Here is a 25,750-nt window from a genome sequence, read left to right on the forward strand (position 1 = left end):
CGCTAGACGGAATAGGGAAAAAAGAGGTATTATCCAAGTAACAGCTTGGATAATAGAGTCGCATAATGATTAATGCAAGTAATTACTTTGATAATTTAAATCTAACACAAGCCGTCGATAAAGTGCTGTTTTGTATTAAAACCAAAGGGCCGATTTCGACGTCAGTGATAGCCAACGATTTAAATATGACAGGGGAAGCCGCAAGGCAACATATTCAAAAACTGACATCGATGGGGTTAGTTGAAGGCGCCCAGTGTTTATCACAAACAGGCGCTGGTCGGCCGCGGCAAAATTGGGTGTTAACCGAATTGGGGCATCAGCGTTTCCCTGACACCCATGCTCAGCTTGCGTTGCAGCTGATTGATTCTGTTCGGACTATTTTTGGTGATGATGGCTTGGAAAAACTTATTCACCAACGAGAGATTGAAAGCCGTGAAAAATATATCACCCGCTGCCTAAACTTACCGTTAGCAGAGCGCCTTGCCGCATTAGCTGAAGTACGCAGCGAAGAAGGCTACATGGCAAAAGTGGAGCAAGAGGGAGAAGATTGGCTTTTTATTGAAAACCATTGCCCGATTTGCGCCGCCGCAACGGCTTGCCAAAATTTTTGCCGCTCGGAATTAGCGCTCTTTCAAGAAGTGATAGGTAAAGAGGTAAGTATTGAACGTGAACAGTATTTGTTAGAGGGAGCAGGGCGCTGTGTTTACCGTATTTCAGTGCGCTGACGGCTTTTTTCCCTTTTAGTGATTATCCAAGCAAACAAAATACCTGATAACGCGCCAGCAATATGGGATTCTGTCGAAATATATTGATGAACGGGTAATAAGCCGCTCGCCATTGCACCAAAATAAAATAGCACTAACAATGCGATGGCGATGTCAGCGAATTTTCGGCGTAAAAAACCTTGGGCAATCAACAGCCCCCATAAGCCAAAAACCCAGCCACTTGCACCGACATGCACGGCATTGCGACCCACTAGCCACACCAGCAAACCTCCCACAACAATAATAAAGAGCGATGCAACGAGATAAAATTTGACGGTGTGGTGGAGTAATAGAGCGCTGAGTATAATCAGTGGGGGAAGGTTACTGAGTAAGTGATCCCAACTTCCGTGAATAAAAGGGGCAAACAGAATACCCACCAGCCCGTTGACAGTGCGAGGGATAATACCAAAATGAATTAGCCCACCCGCGGTTAAGCTATTAACCAGCTGAATGCCAACTAATAGGGCAACTAAAGCCACTAATAGCGTCACGCGGGGGTATTTCATTCCACTTTACCTAATGCTTGAACGCTTTCGACTAAAGAGGCGAGCTGGACAACCACCCGATCACCAATATCTGCATTATCACCACCAAGGGCTTTATGGCGCATAAAGTCTTTCTTGATTTGCTGCCAACGTGCGGCTTCTTTTTCGGTCAGTGTTCCTCGTAACTCTGCGAGTTTGAGTAAATTTTCCTCTGCACCCGTAGTCAGCAATTGGGCTTCACCGAGGTAGTGGTCATCTAATAGCCGCTCTAGCTCTTCATCATTCATAACAGAAGAGACTTTTTCGCTGAGTTTATTCATATTTCGGTAACTGCCCTGCAAACGAAATGCAGGCTCAGTGCGGTATTTATCCGACTGAGCGGCGCTGGCAATGTATTGTTGATTAACCTTCAATACAATGTCACGAAGCTTAATTAATTGTTTGATGACTAAAGTGATTTCATTAATTTCAGCATCGGAGTAAGGGTAGCTCAGTGTATTGGTTGAAACCGATTTACCCATGGCCTTATCCACAAGAAGATACAAGTCATTGAGATCTCTTAGTGCCAAAGGGGCTAAAACGGGGTTCGAAGTCAGGCTATTTTCGATATAACTTAATGCAAAAGCATCGTCCATCCCGCCTAATACCTCCCCGAGGTTATAGATATCGGCACGGTTGGCTAACATATCAGGGATACGGAACACTTCACCTGATTCGGTATAGGGGTTCCCTGCCATCACAACACAGAATTTCTTACCTCGCATATCGTAGGTTTTGGTTTTGTCTTTCCAAACCCCTTCAATACGCCGTGTTCCATCACACAGGGAAATAAATTTCTGTAAGAATTCAGGGTGTGTATGTTGGATATCATCCACATACAGCATGACGTTATTTCCCATTTCGAGGGCTAAATTGAGTTTTTCCAGCTCTTGCCTTGCGGTGGCATTCGGTGCCTGTGCAGGGTCAAGGGAAAGCACATCATGACCCAGAGCAGGGCCATTCACTTTCATGAAAATCAGCCCTAAGCGATCGGCTGCGTACTCCATTAAGGTGGTTTTACCGTAACCTGGTGGGGAAATCATTAACAAGAGCCCCATGAGGTCGGTACGTTTCCCTTCACCGAGTGCGCCAATTTGCTTCGCCATGTTATCGCCAATAATTGGTAAATAGACGTCATTAATTAGCTTGTTACGGACGAATGAACTTAATGGCTTCGCTTTAAATTCATGCAGTTTTAAGCGACTACGTTCCTCTGTGACGATACGTTGGCGCAAAGCTTGGTATTGACGGAACTCAGGGATAAAGCGTTTTCGCTGCCCGCGCATCCGACTAAAATAATTATCCAAACTGAGTGACAGTGTTTGGTTTTCAATGGTTGGGTGTTCCCCCAGTAAGCCACTGACTTTAAAGTAAAGGTCTGCTTCACTGTAACGGGCTGAAGCCACTTTATCTAAGATGATAATGGCAATTGCACCCGGTATATAAGGCACCAGATGTGCAAATTCAGGGGTTGAGCACAGCCCTTGCAGCCAATTTTGAATCAATGACCAACGTTGAGCGTAGCGCGTACCTAAATTTTGCTGGGAACGATTGAAATCAAGCCACATGTGGGCTTCTTCTAAGCGGTCTTGTAATGCTAAAACCAGTTCTTTTGCATATTTGCTGTAGACCAATTCAATCGGTGTCCGTGCTAATGCAAAGCTGAGGTATTCCGCAGCTTGTGTTTGTTCATAACTTTGGCACTGGATTGGATTATCTTGTAAAAACAAACTGATATTGGCTTCAATTTCCGCTTGTAGGTCAAGTAAGGCATTATCATTATGGAACAGCTGATGAATATTCATCGCGGTTCTGGCGCGTTCAGGCCAAAGTGCGGGAAACTCTTCGTTTTGAGCGGTTTCCCAGTAAATAGCGGCAATTGCCCGCGCAGTAGGACTATAACGCAGGAGATCGGCGCTCTCACCAATTGGAATTAATTTTTTTAAGATAGCAATGGCATCGTGGTCGTGAATACCCTTTTCATAGCCTTCTTTATAGCGCGGGCCTGCAAAATCGCGCACGATTTTTTCCAGCTTCTCAGGGGACGTTAACGCACTGGTTAACAACGCCATGCTGAGTTCATCTTGGCGCTTAGCGGCTGAGTAAATAATTGAATAAGCAAGGTATTCAGCGCGATAAACCGTCTCTGACTCAGATTCTAATGTTGCTGTCCAATAGGGCTGTAACTGCGCGAGTTCTGCATTTTCAATTGGTTCTTGAAAATCGGTGCCTGTGAGGTATACCCAAAGTTGGTTATTTTTAGGCAAAATAGTCAGGTCTAACTCTTGCGTGTTGACGCTAAAGCGGTGGCGACCCAATTTGATGACGTTACCGCCATCTTCAAAAATATCGGTTTTATCACGCAAAATGCGGATCGCTTGGTCGCGAGACGCTTTTAAGCGTGCATCAATATCATCAGCTTTAACGTTGTCGTTAATTTCCCGCAGTTTTTCGATGATTTCTCGCGTTTTTAACGCAAGCGGGTCTGAGGCAAAGAAGGCATTTAGCTCATCTTGAGATTGCAGACGGGTTGTTCTGCGTTGCAAGCTATCGAGTAGGCGATCGGCGGCCGTTAATAGGTTTTGTGCGCGGCGCTGGCGGTCATCAATGAGAATTTGTTTATGGGATTCAAAGGTTTCGAGTAATTCTTCGCGCTTGGCTAAGATATCATCAAGAAACTCATCGTGGCCACTAAACTGGCTTTCCAACTCTTCTAATTGAACCAGTAATCTTGATAGCTGATCATCACAACGCTCTGGGTCTGTCGCAAGGGACAATGCGTTGGTGATCCCTTGGCTAAATAAGCGGAATTGTGCGCCAAATTGCGCCACAGTTTCAACGCTGGTTTGGGACTTACGCTTTTGTTGTAAGCGAGCCCGTGACTGATTCAACTGCGCATAAATTTGTGAAATAGAATCAATGATATGGGTTTGCTGCGTCACATCATTGAATGACAGTGATGCCATTAAATTCGATAACATATCCAAATCAGCTGACATTTTTTCCATGTCGTTCATTGGGATATCTAATTGGGCGCTGTTTTGCGCTTTTTCGGTTTGTTCTTCAAAAACCGTTAATTGTGCTTTGAAAGGTTGTAGTGCTTTATCGCTAGCGAGAAAAACGGCGGTTTCTTGGGAGACATATTGTTGATTTTTTTCAATTTCGCCTTCCATTTCGCTGAGTTTTTCTAAATCCATATAGCGAAATTCACGCAGCGAAATCAAGTGCCCACGCTGTGCGTTTAGGGCATTTAAACCATCTACAAATTGCTGAATATCATTCCAGCTGTCGGGTAATGTGAGTGCTAAGAGCGATTTTTGCCGGCTAACGGCCTCATTCATCGATTTAGCTGACTGCTGGCGGATGCTCTCCACCTTTTCATACTCATCGAGGACTAATTCACTGGTTTGCGTGATTTCTTTGAGTAACTTACCAATTTCTAAACATTGCTCATCGCTAAACCAGTAGTACAAATCCAACAAGTTTTTAGGTTGCTGGCTGAGTTGCTCATAGCGGGTGATAGAGACCTGATTGCCTTCAATCTCTTTGGCAACATGCAATATTTCAGAAATACCGCGTACTAAATCTGCATTACCAATTCGGCCAAAAAAGCCCCCTCGAGCAGGCTGTTTGTCCGCAAACTCATCGGAGTAAAAAGGCGTTTGCCATACTTGCATTGGGTGTACGCGGGTGGCTTCTTCCCCTTCGCCTTCAAACAGCACCATTTTACCATCTTCAAGCATGGCATAGCCGTGCCCAATCAATGGAACGGACAGGGTACGTTCAATCAGGTTATAGTTGAAAAGTGCGATACGGCCTTGGTTCGGCGAATAAAAAACGTATAAAACGTCTTCCCCATTGGGTGAGCGACGTAAACGGCGAAAACGCATACCATCCATTGGTTGCTCAAAGGTTTTGTATTCACCATTTTGCAGGTAATAGCCACCGGGGAAAATAATACCGTGATCTTCAGGGAGTTGAACGCAAGCCTGCCCAATGGCGTCAATGCGCTGCACAGACTGGGTCAGAGTGTTGTAAACCAGATAACGCCAGCTTTCTTCCCGATAAGGCAAAATCTTTAAAATAATCAAACTGCCCGTTTGGGCATATTCAATTTGCGCATCATCGAGGGACTGGTTTTTATCCAGCACCACTTCACGGTAAATTCCTAAACCATCTTCTGTGTTATTTTCACACTTGATTGTTAAGTCGCCACCGATGGTTTCAACGAATACGGTATCGAGGATATTAATGTGCGGGTAACGGCCATTTACGGTATCTTCGCGAGTGGTTTTTTGCCACTCAAAGTCATAAGCAGGAGGGAGGGCGATATCACGCTCCCCTCGATTATCAATGTATTCAATACGCTGTTTATCGCTTGAAATCGACCAACGAAAAACGCGTACATCGGTAATGCGCTCGCCTATTTGGAAGCTCGCTAACAGCTTGCCATCACGCTCAACAAGTTGCAGTAATTGGGTGTTTTTATAATAGGTATAGAGCTCAGTAAAATCCTGAACAAAGCGGGTGTCATTTAAAAAGGTATCTTCATTGTCGACGGTTTCAACGTCAAATTCACCGTCATTTTCAATCAAACGATACAATGAAAACACATCATCAAGGTGCGTTTCTTTTTTTAATCCAAGGAAAACGTTATAACCAAATAACAACCATTCACCCACGCGAATAATATCTCGGGCTTGGCAGTTATTTTCAGTACGAATACGAATACGCCCAATAATATCCATTTGGCTTTGGCCAAATTCTTCTAAGCGTTTTTCATTGAGCTGTGTCGCTTTTTGATGAAGTTGCTGGCCTTGTTCGGTCAGTCGCTTACGTAATATTTCATAAGCGCCCCCTTCTGCAACAGCGCTATCGAGTATTTCTTGCTCGCGATCCGTTTCCTGAAAATCTGACATGGTGCAGCGAATTCCCTTAAGATGGATTAAAAAACAAAGGCAATAGGGGGCAAAAAGGCCCCCTCAGATTTTGATTAACTAAAGTTGGTCATCAGTGGGTGGAACGGGTTTCGCCGTTACCGTTTTTGCTAATTGGCCTGCGCCTTTAGCAGCCATAAAACCATTGATAAGGTCTTGAACTTCAGGGTTTTTCAGTAAAGCCGCTACATCGATTTTTTTATCTTCTTTGCTGCGGTTAATCAGCTTTTCGACATTTTCTTTAGCGAAGCTGCTTTTATCCATGAAGCCATCAACAGCCTTACCTAGGCTAAGTGCTTTAGAGAAGGTATTGAAGAAGCTGCCATCGCCACCGACAATTTCGATGTTAGTTTTGCTAAGCGCTGCGGCCAAGACATCTGCCTGCTCACGGGCAATTTCTTTGTTTGCATCAATAGAGGCCATGGATTGCTCAAATTCTTTTTCAAGGCGCATACGGAATTCTTCATGGGAACGTGCGGTGTCGCTGAGGTGATCCATAGATTTGAATTTGTCGGTTAAACCGTCAGCTTCGGCTTTCAGGCGCTGGCGGATAACTTCTGCTTGTGCTGAACCTAATTGGCCTTCACCGCGTGCTTGTGCCGCCAGTTTCTCTTCAAGGACTTTCGCGTCTGCTAAACCTAATTTTTCTTTCGCGTTAGCTTGTTGCTCTTCACCACGCGCTTGTGCCGCTAATTTCTCTTCGAGAATTTTCGCTTCCGCAAGGCCTTGTTGCTGTTCTGCTTTCGCTTTGGCTTCCATCACTTGCGCTTCGGTTAAACCTTTTTCTTTCAAACCACGGGCTTCGGCTAACAGTTTCTCAGCGGTGATATTGGCAAGCACTAAACCTTCTTTTTCTTCGGCTTCAGCAGTTGCTTGGCGAACGCGTGCTTCGGCTAAACCTAACGCAGCGTGTTCTGCCTCAATCCCTTCTGCTAAGCGTTTTTTCGCTTCCGCTTGTTTGGCGGAGGCTTCTAATTCGGCTTGTGCCATGGTGCTGATTTCTTCCGCTTTGTGTTTTGCGCTGGCTTCATCGGCTTCAGCTCTTTTCACTTGGCGAACTAATAACTCTTCTGCTTCTGCTTGTGCATTGATGACCGTGACTTGGCGCATACGTTCAGCTTCAGAAACTTCACGGACTTCTTTAATGCGCTCTTCTTCTTGTGCCACGGTTTTTTCAACGGCAACACGTTCGCGGATCACATTCGAGATATTTTTGCGTTCTTCTTCTAAGGCTTTTTCTTTTTCAATGCGTTGCAGTTCAACTTCGCGTTCACGAGCAACGATTTCCAGCTCACGTGCACGGCTAACGCGCTCTTCTTCAATGGCAACAGCACGGGTGCGGTTTTGTTGAGCAACTTCAACTTCACGCATACGGTTTTCTTCACGAATTTCAATTTCTTGCTGAGTTTGAATACGTGCTTGTTCCGATTTTAGGCGCTCTTCTTCTTGAACACGCAGTGTTTCTGCTTGTTCACGAGAACGAATATTGTCAATTTCACGTTTTTGACGTGCTTCTGCATCGGCTTGTTGGCGCTCTAAGGCTAAGCTCGCTTCACGCGTTTCCACATTTTTCTTTTGAATCGCTAACTCTTGGTCACGTTCTTTTTGGTTAGTTTCAATGTTATGGATAGCGGTAATTTCAGTGATTTTACGAATACCTTCGGAGTCAAAGATATTGTTTGGATCAAGGGCAGATTTTGGTGTTTGCTCTAAGTAGTCAATGGCAACGTCTTCTAATGCATAGCCATTAAGGTCTTTACCAATCACGTCAACGATACGGTCACGGAAGTTTTGGCGGTCTTCGAAAAGTTTTGCTAAATCAAACTGCTTACCGACTGTTTTTAGCGCCTCAGAGAATTTTGCACTAAATAAGGTGCTGACAGCTTGGTGGTCAGAAGCGCGGTCGACCCCAATGGCTTTTGCCACTTTTAGGACGTCTTCGGTGGTTTCATTTACACGTAAGTAGAAGGCAACGGTGATATCTGCACGCAAGTTATCATGGCAAATCAAACCGTCCTTACCACGGCGATCCACTTCTAACGTGAGAAGGGAAATGCGCATAAATTCTTTTTTGTAGATAACAGGGTAAACCAGCGCTCCGGTGAAATGCACTTTGGGTTGTGACGACATATCGTTCACAATCAACGCGGTACCTTGTGGGACTTTGATATAGAAGGCTTTAAATAATCCAAAGAAGCCTAAAATAATGACGATGATCCCGCCAATAATGGTTAAAAAGGGCATTAATGCAGCCAAATCCATATTTCTTCTCCATAGGTTCCGACGTGGTCGTTATTTTAAATAGGCAAGCAAAGGTTTATTGTCTATATCGTGAAAATTAATGACGAAATTCATCTTCCGTCACGACTTGGTAACTGTGGGACTGCGCGTCATAACTAATAATGACAACCCGATCGCCCCGTTTTAAATTCTCGTCTGACGGTGCGCGTATCTGTAAAATTAACCCTGCACCGCCGTCTTCCAGCGTCGCTTCCCCATTTTGTTCACTCACTGACCCTGAACGCACGGTTGCTAATTTGCCAATAAGCTGATGTACAGTTTTCGGCTTATTAAGGCTAACGAGTTTTTTACGAACGGGTTTTAAGCACAAGGCGGTGAGGTGAAGGGAAATAAACAGTGTGATGGCAAATACAGCAAAGCCAACAAGATAGCGTAATAAAGTTGAATCAATAAAACGGATAAAACCATAAACGCAGAAGTAGCTGATTACCCAGCCAAATAGCGTAAATAAGGTTAGAATAATGGTGACCGGAATTCCGGCTAAGCCCAGTTTAGTGAGCCAGCCAGCAAAGCCCGTAGCGTCGAGCCCTGCATCAAATTCAGTATCGATGTTGAAGACATCAATATCAAGTAAGCCGAACGCGGCACATAGCCAATAAAAAAGAACAATAATGAGCAAACCACTAAAAATAATGGTGGGAAACATCAAACTACTCTGGAAAAACAATCCCATAAGGTATTCTCTTTATTGTTGTTTCGGGTTAATGGCAGATGCTTTGTTTGTGGCCTCATTGTATGTAACGCAATAATAGCGTTTTTAGCCAAAAGCTGTATCAGACAAGTCTTTATCGCCGATATTTAATAATATCTTGCTGTTTTCTCGTTATAATTTTCTGAGGTTATTCTTAAAATGGTAACGATAACCAAACCTACTGATATTGGTTTATTTTATCACCATTCGTAAATGGATGATAATGATTATCATCTAAAAATAAAGGTAAATATACTCCTTGGCAGACAATTGCCAAGGAGTCAGAAAGGAAAACTAGTCGATTAAGTTGAGGAAAGCCGCGCCACGAGCCCCGCCAGAATCACCATAGCGGGCTTTTTCAATGGCAGGTAAAGTGGCAATGCCATATAGGTATTGAGGAAGTACTTCAGGCAAACGTTGGTAAATCTCTTCAAATTGCGACAACCCACCGCCGAAGACGACTAAATCAGGGTCAAAAACTGTAATGACCTGCCCCATAAACATCGCGAGCACAGACATATAGCGCTCAACGTGTTCAACCGCTTCAGGGCTTTGTTGATGGTATCGCTCAATAATTTCAATCGCAGAGCGTTTTTCCCCAGTAAATGCGGCATAAATACGTTCAAACCCAGGCCCTGAAAGGTAAGTCTCGAAACAACCTGTCTGTTCGCAGCCACAGGTTATTTCAGGAACCGTGTCACCTAATAATTTTGCGGCTCGAATACTGAGATTCATATGACCAATCTCGCCTGCAATACCATTTTTCCCTGATAGCACTTTGCCATTAATGACAAATCCACCACCAACTCCGGTACCTAAAATCAACCCTAGCACGGTTGGATAGCGCTTAAATTCAGGATCCCAAGCCTCGGATAAGGCAAAGCAATTGGCATCGTTTTCTACTTTTACCGGGCGTTGTAAAGTATTGGCTAAGTCATGGATCAGCGGCTTGTACTGTGCAGCAGGGACGTTAGTGGTAAATACGGTGCCTTCTGCGTGATTCACAATGCCGGGAACACCAACGCCAATTTTCCCTTGGCAATTGAATTTTTCATCGGCTTCTTGGGTGAGTGAAAGAAAGACATCCAGCAGCGCTTGATAGTCATTTTTGGGGGTAGGAACGCGTTTTTGCCAGACTTGATTAAGTTCATTATCAAAGACTGCCAGTTCAATTTTGGTTCCGCCCATGTCAAAGCCGTAATACATTTTCATCTTCCCCAAATGGTGTGTTTATCACCGGTAATGACGTATCCACTTGATAAACAATTAAATGATCGTATGTGATGGTTTAATTATACAAAAGATTATGGCTAGAGAAATTATCGTTTTGGTTTTTATTTTTGTTCAGTGAACTAGAGGTGCAATTAGGGCGGTAATTATTTCTATCAGTGATTATTATTTTATTGATTTACATCATTTACGGATGTTCATAAAAAGAGAATAAATGGATCTCAAAAACTTAAGTCAAATAAAGAGGTTCTATGGCTCGGGGATTCTTTTATATCACAGAAAAAAAACGTCGCCGTTATGGTGTTGCTTTCTTTGTCGGTATTATCAGTGGGATTGTTTCTGCATTTGTGAAATGGGGAGCTGAAGTGCCTTTGCCTCCACGCAGCCCAACTGATATGTTTAATGTGGCTTGTTCACCTGAAACGCTGATCCGCGTTGCAGAGCAAGTTGATTGCTCGCGTAATTTCCTCAATCCACCGTATGTTTTTTTAAGGGACTGGTTGGGGATGGTGGATCCCAATGCCGCTGTGTACACCTTTGCGGGGCATGTCTTTAATTGGGTTGGCGTGACGCATATTCTATTTTCATTAGTCTTTGCGATAGGTTATTGCATCGTTGCTGAGATTTTTCCAAAAATTAAATTATGGCAAGGCTTGTTAGCTGGGGCATTAGCTCAGTTGTTTGTCCATATGATTTCATTCCCTTTAATGGGCTTAACACCACCACTTTTAGACTTACCTTGGTACGAAAATGTCTCTGAAATTTTTGGCCATTTAATTTGGTTTTGGTCAATTGAGATTATTCGTCGCGATTTAAGAAACCGTATCACCGGTGAGCCAGATCCTGAAGTTCCGCTATCACAAGGTTATCGTTAAGGTTTTTGATTTTCACCTCAACTCACTGGCGTTATTAGAAAAATAACGCCAGTCTTTTTCTCTTTTCTCTTTAGATAAAGAAAATAATTGCACGCCATTTCTAAACGGTGTATTGTTATATTATAACATTACATTTAGGTGGTTATTATGAAACAAGGGATCCATCCTCAATATCGCACAGTGGTTTTCCATGACACCAGTGCGGATGCCTATTTCAAAGTGGGTTCAACGATTAAAACTGAAAAAACGATTGAATTTGAAGGCGAAATTTTCCCGTATGTCACACTGGACGTCTCTTCTCAATCCCATCCATTCTATACCGGAAAACAGAAATTAATCTCCCAAGAAGGGAAAACTGCACAATTTCAGAAGCGTTTTGGGCGTTTTCTGCAAACAGAGGATAAGTAAACGTGAAAGTGTTGAGTTCATTAAAAACAGCAAAAACACGCCACCCAGATTGCCAAGTGGTTCGCCGCCGTGGGCGTGTGTATGTGATTTGTAAAACCAATCCGCGTTTTAAAGCAGTACAAGGCTGTAAGAAAAAACGTTAAATCTGCGCTTCAATTCCCTGTATTTTGATAAATCTGGGATGTATGGATATATTTCGTACATCTCAGTCTTTTAAATAACAATCCGTTATATTCCATTCATAAAAGCAGAAACACCGGTTCTAATTTGCTCTCTTAACCATAATGTCTTGGAGTTATAGGCATTTCGTTTATGCCACAACATTAAAAAAGGAATATCGAGTTGTTGGTACAAACTTTCGTCGATAGGGATCGGAAGGCATACTAAATTGAGTTTGAATTGATTGACATAATGTTGGCAATAACTTGGCGCACAGGTGACCAATGAATGCCCTGAATGAGATGCCATTAATAATGATTGTTCAAATGATGAGTATGATAAATGAATATGACGAGCGAGCTGTATACTTTGCAGTAGGTCATCTAAAGCCCAAGGAATGCGGTTGCTGTATTCAGTGCTAATATGTGGGTATTTCAGAAGGTTAGTTAAATTCCATTCTTCCTTTAGAAGTGGATGGTCCCGCCGCACAAAAGCGAGAGGCCTGTCAGTGAAGAGTATTTCAAAATTAAGAATATCTGGAATTAATTTAATGGACTCTTTTGATTTGTGATGACTTTCCCGACCTAAAACACCGATATCAGCATCACCAGCAATGATACTTGCAAGGGAGTTATAATCCCAATCATGGACTCTTACACTTGATTCAGGGTATTGATTCAATATTTTTAATGATAAGTCGTGTAGCATGATGAGATTAAGAGGCGCTTCCATCATTAGACGGAAGTTGATCCCTTTGGGTTTTTCTGTATCGCGAATATTGGCTATATAGTTTGATAAATTTAAAAATTCAGGTAGTGACTTTTCAATTTGGTGCATTAGCGGGGTTGGAACTAACCCTTGCGGACTTCGAATAAATAAGGGGTCACCAAACCAATCACGTAGTTTTGCCAATGACTTACTCACTGAAGAAGGCGTAACAGATAAGCGGTTCGCCACTAAGCTAACACTACGTTCTTCAAGAAGATATTGCAAAATAATCAGTAAGTTTAAGTCTAATCGATGCAATATCTTATTCATAGATAGCAACCTCACTCTTCGCTTGGGAAACAGGTATTTTGAGTAATGTGAACCCAATCATACCTGTCGCTAATAAGATAATTAAAAGCATATTTAAAGACGATATGCCAACCCAACCCATTATCCAAATATACAATGACGCAAAGCTTAATTGCCCTATAGCTAATACTGAGCTGGCCAATCCAGCACGCTGAGTAAAGGGAGATAAGGCTTGGCTCATAATGATCCCAAATAACATTGAAAACCCAGCACCACAGAATGCAAATACGATAAATAACAGAGCTATATGGTTAAGATAATTGATAAAAACCAATAGTATTAATGCATTAAGTAAAAATAAACTGAGTGCAGTATATAGGATGGATTGATTTTTAAATAAGGAAATTAATTTAGGCATTGAGAATGATGTCACCATACTGACTACAGCCAGTAACGCCATTGACGTTGAAAATTCCCCTGCCGTAAAACCAATGTTAGTCATTAAGATGATAGGTGCAACATTGACATAGGTTAGAATAACAGCCATTCCGAGGCAGGATATAACTAAACGAGAAAGAAATAATTGATTAAATAATTGCTCATTTGATTGTGGTAACTTTTCCATTGTGGAAATTACAGGTTTAGTCTCTTTAATAGAAACCAAGCAGAAAACAAAGCTGAGTGCTGCATAAGCTGCCATGAAATAGAACATTGCGGACCAGTGATAGAACAGTAAAAGAATAAAACCGATAACTGGGGCAAGGACAGGAGCAATGCACGTGATACCATTCATTGCAGATAAAATCTGAGTTCTTGCCTGAGCCGGCAAGACGTCACGTAATAATGCGAAGGTGACGACATAACAGAAACCTGCCCCAATCCCTTGCAAAAAACGAGCGCCTAGAAAGACAGAAACGGTTGATGCCGTGCCCACCATTACGGATGCAATGGTAAACAGCAGTGTTCCAATCAAGAGAACGGGTTTTCTACCTATATGATCGGCACACCAGCCGGCGATGAGCATGGTTGATGCCATACCCGCTAGATAAATGGAAAATGCCGTGTGTAGTTGGTTTTCACTGGCTTTTAGGTCCGCAGCAATAAGGGGAAGGCCTGGTAGGTGCAGGTCAACGCCAATTGGATAAATTAACACTATCCAAAAACTAAAAAGGACATATTTGTTCATCGTGCAAGACCCATTTCTATGATAATTAGCTTGATTTTACTTATCTGAGTAGGCTCTATGTAGGGATAAATGGTGAAAGGCAATTTTCCAATTTGGAAAAAATATTCAGATATTTCGTCGATCATTAGTTTTGTTACTAATCATTCAGTTAATAGTGATGAAATTCACTTGCACACTGGGGCATATTTTGTCAGGTTTAATACATCCGAAAAATTTCTAGCTTCAACTTATGAGAATGCCCGATGAATGATAAAAATGGCAGCATCTAAGAGGGCTTGAGTCGGAACTGGAAATTTCTTGGTAAAATATTAAACAAACAGGGTGAATAGAAATGAAAAATGTAGGATTTGTTGGCTGGCGAGGAATGGTTGGCTCTGTACTGATGCAGAGAATGGTTGAAGAGCGTGATTTTGATGGAATTCGTCCTGTGTTCTTTACGACCTCACAACATGGTGCAGAAGCACCCACTTACGGCGGCCACCGCAGTACGTTACAAGATGCGTTTGATATTGACGCACTAAAGGCATTGGATATTATCATTAGCTGTCAAGGTGGTGACTATACCAATGATGTTTATCCGAAACTGCGTGAATCTGGCTGGAATGGCTATTGGATTGATGCGGCATCTTCATTACGTATGAAAGATGATGCGATTATTATTTTAGACCCAGTGAATAACCAACACATCCAAGATGGATTAAATAAAGGCGTTAAGACCTTTGTTGGCGGTAACTGTACGGTGAGCTTGATGTTAATGTCTCTGGGCGGTTTATTCACCAATAATTTGGTTGAATGGGCATCTGTTGCCACCTACCAAGCGGCATCAGGTGCAGGTGCACGTAATATGCGTGAATTGTTAGCGCAAATGGGTTCATTACACACGCAAGTGGCAAAAGAACTGCAAGACCCAGCATCCGCAATTTTAGATATCGAGAAAAAAGTGACCGACTTTACCCGTAGCGGCACAATGCCAACGGATGCTTTTGGTGTGCCATTAGCGGGCAGTTTAATTCCGTGGATTGATAAAGCGCTGGAAAACGGCCAAAGCCGTGAAGAGTGGAAAGGCCAAGCGGAAACCAACAAAATCTTAGCAACAGGTAATAACATCATTCCAGTAGATGGTTTATGTGTTCGTGTTGGCGCACTGCGTTGTCATAGCCAAGCTTTCACCTTAAAACTGAAAAAAGATATCCCATTAAAAGAGGTTGAGCAGCTGCTGGCTTCTCATAATGACTGGGTGAAAGTAGTGCCGAATGACCGTGAAATTACTATGCGCGAGCTAACACCCGCGGCAGTCACTGGCACACTAAGCACGCCTGTAGGGCGCCTGCGTAAATTGAACATGGGCCCAGAGTATTTGTCTGCCTTTACAGTTGGTGACCAACTGTTATGGGGTGCGGCTGAACCGCTGCGTCGTATGTTGAGAATTTTACTGTAATTACAAACGAATACCGAGCTTTATCAAGCCTGCACATGAATGTTGTGCAGGCTTTTTTCGTTAAAGGGGCTCGGTAATTTATTGTGTTTTGTGGGGATGTTGTTGTGGCTGGTGCTCTAATTCTTTTGCTAAAAAATAGTTCAGGAACGTTCTGATCACGGCGATGATACCTAATTTGATCAGGCTGTCTAAATCAGGGTCAACCGTGGTCGCTAAAATATCTGCGGCTAACTGAAATTCCAACGCAGTAGCTAGCCAGTCACCAAAACAATAACGTGCAGTTCGCGCGATTTTGACACGGAACCACACAATCAATGTTTTGATTAAACCAATAATCACACAGATAACCGAAATAGCTTCTAATAGCAATTGAAGCACGTGAACACTAGAGCCTAATAATTCACGTAAAAAAGTTAACTCAAACATAAAAGCCTCGATATTTAGATGAAACTCAATGCGTTAACTATGGGCAAAGATTAGCAAAATATCGAGTTTTATTGTGGGTCTATCGCTTCTGTTGGTAATTGATTTATGGATAATAAGTTTCGGTTACCATCAATTACGTGAATGTCTTTATCCAGTTGATAACATTCACGTAGGGGCGATAAACAGCCTTGCGAGGCTTGATGGCGTATACCTAACCAATCACTGATTAACCAATAGTTATTCGCCGTTGAGTAGGGACTATTTAACGCTTTTTCCGTTAATGTATATTCTGGCGTACTTCGGCTGTACCAAATAAATAATGGGATTTCATAAGCTTCTTTTCTCGGATTATTCACACCATGGTGGTAATGAATATCACCATCACTGTCTAAACGCTGAAGGGCGTGATCAGCAAAAAACATCAGTGTGGCGGGTTTACCGTCTATTTTCTGCAATAGTTTTTCAATAAATGCATCGGTATAGGCAATGGAGCTGTCATAACAGTCATCATCCTCTTGCCCGCTCATTTTTTTGAGTTGATCTTCTGGGAAACGGTTACAAGAAGGCTCATGGCTTCCATAAGTGTGCAAAACAATCAGCTTTTTCTTTGAGGTATTGTCATTAATCGCGTTCTCGAAATCATCAATTAATTCATCATCATAACCTACAAATTCGTTCCATTTTTTGTCTTGCGACATACTGGCTATTGCGGATATCACGCTGGTTTTTTTATTGGTTTTACCTTGGTTACTGAGCCAATAAGTTTTGAACCCAGCATGGTTTGCTAGTGAAATAATGTTATCCGCATAATATTTTTTATGCTGTATTTGTGTGAGTTGGATATTGGCAAGTGAAATTGGCACAGACAAGATGGTCACCGGAGCAGGGGAGTAAACTTGCGTGAATACTTGCATCTGGTTTTGGCGGCTTTTCAGGTTTGGTGTTGTGTCATAATTATAACCATATAGGCTCATATGGTCGCGGCGTAGCGACTCGCCAATCACTAACACATAAATTTGTGTGTCGCTGGGGGTTTTGTCGTAATGAAAAGAGATCTTCTGCGATGATATCTGCTCTATTTCCCTATTTTCATAAAAATTTTTCAGTAAGGCTGCCGCATTATAAAAGGGGGAGTTTTGCAGGTATTTTTCCCCAACTAATAAATGGCTATCGGGCTGTTTAAGTAACGATGAATAATAAATAGGAATAGAAACCAGAAAGCCAGCCACCAATACCTTATTCAATTTGGTTACACGAGGTGAAATGTATTTTGAACATCGATGAATGCTAACTAAATACAAAGTAAAAACAATTAGATAAAACGCAACATAACCTATGTTATACGACAACATCCCCACAGTTTCATTGCTATTGGTGTTAATGAAGGTTTCGGCAATCGAGGATGAAAAACGGATGTCGTGTTTTTGGTAGAAAAAGAAGGAGATGGATAGATTAAGTGCCCAAAAAAGTGCAATAACAGTGGTGAATACTTTACCGAGTCGCGTTCGATAGGTACTTGCACACAGCACCATCACCAATAAGCCTGAGATGATAATAGCGATATCTGTCGCTGTACTCACATCCCCACTCAAAAAAACAGGGAGTGTCGAAAAAGCTAAAAAATAAGTTAAAGCAATTAGTTGTCGCATAATCATTATTATCTTTTATGTATTTGAACCTTGCCTTGCTGAAGAATGAAAAAGGTTTTTTATTGGCTAACATTTTATTAACCAAACGTATTAACTGTTTATAACATGAAAAAATATAAGATAATCAAAAGAGTGGCGTAAATGAATGTAAAAGAGCGTGAGGTTGAGTCAGAAAAAGCTCCATATAATTGATAATGCAACTATTAGGAGCTTTTAGTCATTAACTAGGGTTAAAACGACAAGGAAAATTTGGCATTAATATTGTTATTGTCGTAATCGTTAGATTTTAGCTTGCTGTAATCGACAGATACTTTATAACCGTCACCAATGTCTAAGTTTGCCCCAACCCTTGCAGTCACACTATCCCGAGGGGCATAAACGCTTTGTGAAACAAACTCAGCACCCGTTTGTGGGAACTTTAAGTCTATCTTTCGCTCTAGGTTGCCATATTGGTGTTGCCAGCCAAGCTCACCATATAGGCCAAGTTGAAACTGGCTATTGAGAGCCCAACGGTTATCAATACGTAGCCCTAACATGGAAAGTAAAGTGGCAGTGCTTTGTTTGTCAGCACTTAATATTGATCGAGTCCCATCTTCATACATGGCTTTGTTGTGTGTATTGATATAGGCAAAATTTGTAAAAGGCTCAATATTCATGAAAGACGTTGTGAAAGGATAAGCCGCTTCAATAAAAGCTTGGCTTGATGCAATGTCGTAGGTCGATGTATTGGTATCCGTAGACATCTGCAGGTTCACATATCTTTTTATATCGATGGCAGTGCTGCTATATTCAAAACCACCTCGAAGAACAATCGGTTTTATGTGTGCGCCGCCATAAGCTGCTATGTGGTAGCTGACATTATCGCTCGTGTTACCCGCGCTGGATAATGAACCTTGAGTAGCACCTAAGGCGATGCCCGCCATAATGCTATCATGATAAAACCGCTGACCTAGGCCGATGAACACACCATTTGCAGAGGCGTTATAGCTGGTCGAATTATTGTCACTGGGCCTATTTTCTTGTTGAAATAGCGTGCTCAGCCAGAAGTCCCTTTTATTCTCATTGACCTGATTTAATGACTCGGAGGCGCGAACCTGCTCAAGCAGTTTTTGTCGAATAGGCAGCGTGTTGTTGATTTTATTTGATAATATATGTGCATGAATTGGTTTGGATAATTCATATATTGTATCTTTCACAGTGTTTTCATCAGATAAAATCAGGCTGGTATATAACGGGTGCTGCTTTGGCAAAGTATCAAGTACGGTTGCAATGGCTTTTTGGTTTGGTGTTTCAGCGAAAGAAGCAAATGGAATTTCACTGCGTGAAAAGTTTAGGATGACGTCATTTGGTGAATACATGAGTTTAGATTTAACAAAGGTATAGCCGGGCTGTACCGAATCAAACTGGCCTTTTACCCCTTTTTTTGCACTCAAGATGACATATTCTTTATCCAACAACTGAACGATTTGTTCTGCGGTGAGCGCGGTTTTTTTACCCTGAAACGTAACACTGACAGCCCCTCCATTTAACACTGCCAAGCCTTGGCTATTAATCTTGTCACTTTTCCCATCCTCTGTAATTTCAACAGGATATAAGCTATCGGGTTCAAATGTGACAGCGTCGGCAATCTCGATAGTCACGGCTTTATTTTTACCGGGGGTAATCGCCCCACCGCTTTTTACGGTTAAGTTGCGAATTGGTCCATTACCCTTAAGTAGCCCTCCGTTATGAATACTGACATCGTGCATTTTCCCATTATTGATAACGAGCCCTGTGTGTATGTCTAATGGGGAATTCAAACTACCGTTTATGGTTAGCTCTCCACCATTGACGGATGACCGTGTTGCGTAAGTATTTTCGCCAGCTAAAGTGATATAACCTTCGTTGAGGTGTAGGCCAGCAAAGCGATTGTTGCCTGATAAAATGAGTGTGCCAGTGCCGGATTTGATTAATTTCCCAGGGCCATGAAGGTTTTTTTTCCATTCATCGTTAGTTAAATATGTATCTAAGCTATACGCACTTTTGTTTTGGCTAATCATAAAGTCGTCATAGAAATAAGTCGGACCATCGTAAGCTTCAGGTAGATTGATTAACCCCCAATAGGTATTTGGGTCATCTTTGTTGATATTCCAGCCAGAAATAGATTCAGGGGAGTAGGCGGTGTTGGCGATAATACTTAGCCGTTGTTCTTCTGTCAGATAGGCAAAACGCATCCGCAGTAAGTTATTGGCTAATTTAGGAAATTTATCGGGGGTGAGAGTGGGTACGGTGTAGGCATTTCCAACTTCGAGGCTGTCTTTGGGGTCGGTAGCAAAGCAGTTATTGAGAGAATGCCGGCATTGACTGGGTAAGCTGGAATAGGCATCTTTGGCTAAGATGGCAAATGATTTGGCAACCTTGTCATCTGCTAAGTGTTGGGCAAGTAAATAATAATTCCCTGTTCGCGAAGCGATGATATCAGTTGGGAAATGCGCCCCAACGATGACTCTGCTTTCACCATATTCAGCAGCTCGGCTGTCTATCGCTTTTATTTTCTTAGGGAACAGCATTGATAAAGTCGCTGCTTGTTTATAAGCACTCCACGCATGGCCACTTGGATACGATGAGCCTGTTACTTTTGAATAATCAGGCAGGTATTCACCATTATGGTCGAGAACGTGTTTTGGCCGACCGCGAAGAAAATGGTCTTTTAAACTAAATTCCATCGCCTTTTCGGGCTGTTTAGGGTCTAGTTGAGTGGTATGCCCTTGGTTAAATAAAGATTGTAGCTTTTTGAAGGGGCGGTTCTCTGCTAAATCAATGTTCTGTTTATTTTCACCGAATATAACTTTATCAAATGCACTTGATAAATAATCTTTTTTTTGGTTTTTATCCGCTTCTGCGAGTGTTTTTCGCTCACCCGTTATTTTTCTTTTTTCATGGTAAATCACTCTGTCTTTCTCTGCTGCGAGGGAGTTTTCAGAGGGTGGGGGTGTGATTGCTTCATTTTTAATGCCTTGAAGCCAGTCATTTCTTTTATCTAAAATTTGCTTTTCTGTATCTTCATAGCCTTTTAATGCCAATGAAGGATAAGCATAAAATATTGATACCAATATAATGGAGACTGATTTTAATGGGCTTTTCATTATATTCCTACAGGCTTATTTAGTGAGTTTTAAATTAGCGATATTCTGTTTTCAGAACGTAATCTGTTTTATGCCGAAGGAAATAAAAATAATAGGGTTATTTTTTTTGATTTAGATATGCATTAATTTGTTTTTTTATTTTTCTTTTACTTTAGGGTGTATCTATGTACCTGATTTTAAGTGATTTTTACTTTATTTCACCTGTGTTGGATAACGGTGTTTTGTTAGGTGGTCGATAAGTTAAAAATAAGACTAAATTTATTTTTTCAATCTAATGATTAAAGTAAAAAAATATAATTTTTATATTATTTAATATTTAAATAAAAACCCCTGATATTTGCATATCAGGGGTTTTATAAATAACGCCAATATAATAATTAAATATCGATATTTGCGGCTTTTAAGGCATTCTCTTCAATAAAGGCACGACGTGGTTCAACAGCATCGCCCATTAATGTGGTGAAGAGCAAATCTGTGGCGATAGCGTCTTTCACTGTCACGCGCATCATACGACGAGTTTCCGGGTTCATGGTGGTTTCCCAAAGTTGTTCTGGGTTCATTTCACCAAGGCCTTTATAGCGCTGTACATACAGGCCACGACGTGATTCACGTGTTAACCAAGCCAGTGCTTCTTCGAAGTTACTGATATCTTGACGGCGCTCACCACGTTGGATGTAAGCGCCTTCTTCAATCAGCCCACCAATGATATCACCTAAGTGAGTGATACGGCGGTACTCACTGCCGTGTACAAAATCAAAGTCGAGGTTGTAATCAGTATCAACACCGTGGGTGCGAATACGGATGGTTGGCTCGAACAATTGACGTTCACGGTTTTCGTTGATGGTGTAGCTGTAGGTGCTACCGAATTGTTCGTTGTCCGTTAAGCGCTGAACAAGCGTTTTTGCCCATTCTTCAACTTTTTCTTTGGTTTTTAAATCATCTTCCGTCAGGGTAGACTGATAAACCAAGCTATTGAGTAACGCTTGTGGGTAAAGGCGCTCAAGGCGACGAATAATACGGTGAGCCGCGTTGTATTCGACAACCAGTTTTTCTAATTCTTCACCTTTCATGGCTGGTGCATCGGCACTTAAATGCAGTTCCGCACCATCAAGGGCGATAGAAATCAGGTAATCGTCCATCGCATCGTCATCTTTAATGTACTGTTCTTGTTTACCACGTTTCACTTTGTACAGTGGTGGCTGAGCGATAAAGATATGGCCACGCTCAACAATTTCAGGCATTTGACGATAGAAGAAGGTCAACAGTAACGTACGAATGTGCGAACCATCGACGTCGGCATCCGTCATGATAATAATGCTGTGATAACGCAGTTTGTCTGGGTTATATTCATCGCGACCGATACCACAACCTAATGCGGTAATCAGGGTTGCAACTTCCTGTGAAGAAAGCATTTTATCAAAACGCGCTTTTTCAACGTTAAGAATTTTACCTTTCAGCGGTAGGATGGCTTGGTTCTTACGGTTACGGCCCTGTTTTGCTGAGCCGCCCGCTGAGTCCCCTTCCACAAGGTACAGTTCGGATAATGCGGGGTCGCGTTCTTGGCAGTCCGCCAGTTTACCCGGTAAGCCTGCTAAATCTAACGCGCCTTTACGACGTGTCATTTCACGGGCTTTACGTGCTGCTTCACGTGCACGTGCTGCATCAATAATTTTCCCAACGACGATTTTGGCGTCATTTGGGTTTTCCAGTAAATACTCAACCAGTTTCTCATTCATCATCGTTTCAACCGCAGTTTTCACTTCGGATGACACCAGTTTTTCTTTGGTTTGTGATGAGAATTTAGGATCCGGTACTTTTACAGAAATAACAGCAATCAGACCTTCACGGGCATCGTCACCTGTTGCGTTGACTTTGCTTTTCTTCTGATAACCTTCTTTTTCCATGTAGTTGTTCAGTGTACGCGTCATCGCGGCACGGAAACCTGCAAGGTGAGTACCACCATCGCGTTGTGGAATGTTATTGGTAAAGCAGTAAACGTTTTCTTGGAAACCATCATTCCACTGCATTGAAACTTCAACGCCAATACCGTCTTTTTCTGTAGAGAAATAGAATACAGATGGGTGGATTGGGGTTTTGTTACGGCTTAAATACTCAACAAACGCTTTGATACCACCTTCATAATGGAAATGGTCTTCTTTTCCATCACGCTTATCAATGAGTTTGATAGAAACGCCCGAGTTTAAGAAGGATAACTCACGTAAACGCTTCGCTAATATGTCATATTCGAACTCAGTGACGCCTTTAAAGGTGTCCATGCTAGGCCAAAAGCGGACGCGTGTCCCTGTTTGGTCAGTTTCACCAACAACAGTTAAAGGGCCTTGTGGCTCGCCGTGTTTGTAGATTTGTTCGTGAACTTTGCCATCACGTTTGATGACTAATTCTAATTTTTCAGATAAGGCGTTAACAACCGATACCCCGACACCGTGCAATCCGCCGGAAACTTTATAGGAGTTATCATCGAATTTACCCCCTGCGTGCAGAACGGTCATGATGACTTCTGCAGCAGAGACACCTTCTTCTTCATGGATACCGGTTGGAATACCACGTCCATCATCCTGTACGGAGATAGAGTTATCGGCATGGATAGTGATAACGATATCGTCACAAAAGCCTGCGAGGGCTTCGTCGATAGCATTGTCGACAACCTCGAAAACCATGTGATGAAGACCTGTTCCATCGTCTGTATCACCGATATACATGCCCGGGCGCTTACGCACCGCATCCAGTCCTTTTAATACCTTGATACTTGAGGAGTCATATGTATTCGACATCAACGTTTCCTGCTCTTTCTATTCCTGAGGTTGAACTTCTATTTTGCCATGTTCTACGCTAAACATCTTGCTATTTGCATCTATCATATCATTAACTTGCTCGGGTGTAATGGCACTGACAAACACCTGTGCTTGCGTAGCTTTGAGGCGAGCTGCCAATAATTGACGGCGACCCGCATCGAGTTCGGAGGCAAAATCATCCAGCAGATACAGGCATTGTTGCCCGCTCTGACGGGTGAAAAACTCACCCTGCGCTAACCTAAGTGCACACATCAATAGCTTGAGCTGACCCCGTGAAAGCATGTCTTCAACGGGAGTACCATTGGCTCTGATCCGTAAATCCGCTTTATGCGGCCCTGACGCGGTATAAGTTAGCGCTCTATCGCGCTCAAACTGGCGCTCTAGTTGCTCTGAATAATCAATTTCTTTATCCCAACCACGTTGGAAGGAGACAGATAATGAAAATTCGGGTAAAAACTGTTGGCAAGTCTGCTCTATATTCTCTGCAATACCGGAAATATAGTCTTGGCGCCATTGACTTATCTGCTCTGAAAGCGGTGCTAACTGAGCATCCCAATGGCGAATTTGCTCATAACGAGTGACTTGCCGTAAAGCAGCATTTCGCTGCTTTAATAACCGTTTTAAATCTGACCAAACAGAGAAAAACAGTGGGTCGTTGTGAAAACAGCCCCAATCAATGAATGCGCGACGGTACTTAGGGCCGCCATTGAGTAAGGTAAAACCTTCTGGGGTAATCAACTGCATTGGCAATAATTTTGCCAGTTCGGCAATTTTATGACCATCAGTGCCGTCAATTCGGACTTTACTGTCACCTTCACGGTTTTTACTTAAGCCTAATGAAAGGTCGTTACGCGTTTCATCTATGTGGCTCAATTTACCATGAAGAATAAATTGTTCTTGTTCATGGCGGATAACGCGGTTCGCTTGAATACTGCGAAATGCACGACCATGACCTAAAGTGTATATCGCTTCCAATATACTGGTTTTGCCGCTCCCATTTGGGCCAATGAGAAAATTAAACCCATTAGCTAAGGAGAGATCCGCATTTTCTATATTTCGAAAATCGCGGATCAATAAACGCGAAAGGATCATAAATACTGATTACAAACGCATTGGCATGACGACATACACTGCCGCTTTACTTTCTGCATCTTCAATTTGTACACTGGAAACCGCATCTGTGAGTAACAGTTGCACATTTTCGCTTTTCAGTGCATTGAGGACGTCTAAGATATAGCTAACGTTAAAGCCAATTTCCATTTCAGTGCCTTGGTAGCTGACATCAACGATTTCTTCAGCTTCTTCTTGCTCTGGGTTATTGGCTGTAATGCGTAATTGGTTTTCGCTGAAATACAGACGAACACCGCGGAATTTCTCATTCGATAAAATTGCGGCACGGGAAAACGCTTGCTTGAGTATGTCACAACGCGCTTCTAATGTTTTGTCTGGGTTTTTCGGTAATACACGGCGGTAATCAGGGAAACGACCATCCACTAATTTAGAGGTGAAGATAAAATCCCCGACATGGGCACGAATGTTGTTGCTGCCGATTTGTAATTGCAAAGGTGCATCACCACCGTCTAATAAGCGCATTAACTCAATTACGCCTTTACGCGGCACAATCACGGAGTGAGACGGTAGAGATTGCCCGATATCTATCGCACAAACCGCCAAACGGTGACCATCGGTTGAAACGGTTCTGAGCATTTGGTCTTCTGTTTCAAATAGCATACCGTTGAGATAATAACGAACATCTTGGTGTGCCATTGAAAACTGAGTTGCTTCAATTAAACGTTTCAGTATTGATTGCGGAAGAGAAAACTCAACTTCGCTTTGCCAGTCATCCAAGTTTGGAAAATCAGCCGCAGGCAAAGTCGATAATGAGAAGCGGCTACGTCCAGAACGAACGAGCAATCTGTCATCATTGAGCTCTACATGAATTTCAGAACCTTCAGGTAATCCACGCCAAATATCGAAAAATTTGCGTGCAGGCACCGTTGTTGCGCCAACTTCGTGTTCCCCTGTTAGGGTGACATTGGCCATCATCTCCATTTCAAGGTCGGTTCCAGTGAGTTGGAGGGTGCCTTCTTTTACCTGTAATAAAAGGTTACCTAAAATAGGCAGAGTTGGACGCCCACCTAAAGGACCACTAACCTGTTGTAACGGTTTTAATAACTGCTCGCGTTCTATTATAAATTTCATAGCAA

The 25,750-nt window shown here is 42.4% G+C and carries 18 protein-coding genes; 5 read left to right on the forward strand and 13 right to left on the reverse strand.

Annotation, left to right across the window (positions count from 1 at the left end; all coding sequences use genetic code 11):
- Nucleotides 1-65 precede the first annotated feature (65 nt).
- Complete coding sequence (locus AC4IFT_RS11290) at nt 66-725, forward strand: helix-turn-helix transcriptional regulator (RefSeq protein ID WP_490735430.1); 660 nt, start codon at nt 66-68, stop codon at nt 723-725.
- On the opposite strand, the gene AC4IFT_RS11295 is transcribed toward AC4IFT_RS11290, so the two are convergent.
- The 5 genes from AC4IFT_RS11295 to nagK form a co-directional block, all read right to left on the reverse strand.
- Entirely contained in the window at nt 704-1,270 is a 567-nt protein-coding gene (locus tag AC4IFT_RS11295; RefSeq protein ID WP_490751359.1) for a rhomboid family intramembrane serine protease, read from the reverse strand. The two genes, AC4IFT_RS11290 and AC4IFT_RS11295, sit on opposite strands and share 22 nt — an antisense overlap.
- Nucleotides 1,267-6,207: a DNA repair ATPase gene (locus tag AC4IFT_RS11300; protein WP_490751360.1), complete on the reverse strand. Its 4,941-nt coding sequence runs from the start codon at nt 6,205-6,207 to the stop codon at nt 1,267-1,269. The genes AC4IFT_RS11295 and AC4IFT_RS11300 overlap by 4 nt, the downstream gene beginning before the upstream one ends.
- A gap of 78 nt (nt 6,208-6,285) precedes the next feature.
- Nucleotides 6,286-8,487 carry a hypothetical protein gene (locus tag AC4IFT_RS11305; protein ID WP_490735424.1) on the reverse strand — a complete coding sequence of 734 codons (2,202 nt, stop codon included), beginning with the start codon at nt 8,485-8,487 and terminating at the stop codon, nt 6,286-6,288.
- 76 nt (nt 8,488-8,563) lie between these two features.
- The gene (locus AC4IFT_RS11310) at nt 8,564-9,199 is read right to left on the reverse strand and encodes a ubiquinone biosynthesis protein UbiH (RefSeq protein ID WP_490735422.1); all 636 of its coding nucleotides are present in this window, start codon (nt 9,197-9,199) and stop codon (nt 8,564-8,566) included.
- Between the two features lie 312 nt (nt 9,200-9,511).
- Complete coding sequence (nagK, locus tag AC4IFT_RS11315) at nt 9,512-10,423, reverse strand: N-acetylglucosamine kinase (protein WP_490751395.1); 912 nt, start codon at nt 10,421-10,423, stop codon at nt 9,512-9,514.
- Nucleotides 10,424-10,698: 275 nt separating this feature from the next.
- Here nagK and AC4IFT_RS11320 point away from each other — a divergent pair, with 275 nt between their 5' ends.
- The 3 genes from AC4IFT_RS11320 to ykgO all read left to right on the forward strand — a co-directional run bounded on the left by AC4IFT_RS11320 (nt 10,699) and on the right by ykgO (nt 11,873).
- Nucleotides 10,699-11,322, forward strand: coding sequence for a YagU family protein (locus tag AC4IFT_RS11320; RefSeq protein ID WP_219245180.1), 624 nt, complete (start codon nt 10,699-10,701; stop codon nt 11,320-11,322).
- 147 nt (nt 11,323-11,469) lie between these two features.
- Nucleotides 11,470-11,730 (forward strand): type B 50S ribosomal protein L31, encoded by a 261-nt coding sequence (locus AC4IFT_RS11325; RefSeq protein ID WP_273804101.1) that lies wholly within the window; start codon nt 11,470-11,472, stop codon nt 11,728-11,730.
- A gap of 2 nt (nt 11,731-11,732) precedes the next feature.
- The gene (gene ykgO, locus AC4IFT_RS11330) at nt 11,733-11,873 is read left to right on the forward strand and encodes a type B 50S ribosomal protein L36 (protein WP_004906789.1); all 141 of its coding nucleotides are present in this window, start codon (nt 11,733-11,735) and stop codon (nt 11,871-11,873) included.
- Between the two features lie 85 nt (nt 11,874-11,958).
- On the opposite strand, the gene yidZ is transcribed toward ykgO, so the two are convergent.
- Together yidZ and AC4IFT_RS11340 are read right to left on the reverse strand one after the other, a co-directional pair.
- A complete protein-coding gene (yidZ, locus tag AC4IFT_RS11335) occupies nt 11,959-12,927 on the reverse strand; it encodes an HTH-type transcriptional regulator YidZ (protein ID WP_490751361.1) in 969 nt (322 codons plus the stop codon).
- On the reverse strand, nt 12,920-14,092 hold the full coding sequence (locus tag AC4IFT_RS11340) for an MdtL family multidrug efflux MFS transporter (RefSeq protein WP_490751362.1): 1,173 nt from the start codon (nt 14,090-14,092) through the stop codon (nt 12,920-12,922). The genes yidZ and AC4IFT_RS11340 overlap by 8 nt, the downstream gene beginning before the upstream one ends.
- A 331-nt stretch (nt 14,093-14,423) precedes the next feature.
- Between AC4IFT_RS11340 and asd the strand changes: the two genes are divergently transcribed.
- Complete coding sequence (gene asd / locus AC4IFT_RS11345) at nt 14,424-15,530, forward strand: aspartate-semialdehyde dehydrogenase (RefSeq protein WP_490735413.1); 1,107 nt, start codon at nt 14,424-14,426, stop codon at nt 15,528-15,530.
- 78 nt (nt 15,531-15,608) lie between these two features.
- On the opposite strand, the gene AC4IFT_RS11350 is transcribed toward asd, so the two are convergent.
- The 6 genes from AC4IFT_RS11350 to dnaN form a co-directional block, all read right to left on the reverse strand.
- A complete protein-coding gene (locus AC4IFT_RS11350; protein ID WP_490751363.1) occupies nt 15,609-15,956 on the reverse strand; it encodes a DUF1622 domain-containing protein in 348 nt (115 codons plus the stop codon).
- A 68-nt stretch (nt 15,957-16,024) separates the two neighbouring features.
- Nucleotides 16,025-17,605, reverse strand: coding sequence for a phosphoethanolamine transferase (locus tag AC4IFT_RS11355; protein WP_490751364.1), 1,581 nt, complete (start codon nt 17,603-17,605; stop codon nt 16,025-16,027).
- Nucleotides 17,606-17,835: 230 nt separating this feature from the next.
- Entirely contained in the window at nt 17,836-20,730 is a 2,895-nt protein-coding gene (locus AC4IFT_RS11360) for an autotransporter domain-containing protein (RefSeq protein ID WP_490751365.1), read from the reverse strand.
- Nucleotides 20,731-21,107: 377 nt separating this feature from the next.
- Nucleotides 21,108-23,522 (reverse strand): DNA topoisomerase (ATP-hydrolyzing) subunit B, encoded by a 2,415-nt coding sequence (gene gyrB, locus AC4IFT_RS11365; protein ID WP_219245173.1) that lies wholly within the window; start codon nt 23,520-23,522, stop codon nt 21,108-21,110.
- An 18-nt stretch (nt 23,523-23,540) separates the two neighbouring features.
- Complete coding sequence (recF, locus tag AC4IFT_RS11370; protein ID WP_490735407.1) at nt 23,541-24,635, reverse strand: DNA replication/repair protein RecF; 1,095 nt, start codon at nt 24,633-24,635, stop codon at nt 23,541-23,543.
- A gap of 9 nt (nt 24,636-24,644) precedes the next feature.
- Complete coding sequence (dnaN, locus tag AC4IFT_RS11375) at nt 24,645-25,745, reverse strand: DNA polymerase III subunit beta (protein WP_490751366.1); 1,101 nt, start codon at nt 25,743-25,745, stop codon at nt 24,645-24,647.
- Nucleotides 25,746-25,750 lie beyond the last annotated feature (5 nt).

The organism is Providencia sp. UF-183, from assembly GCF_058246155.1.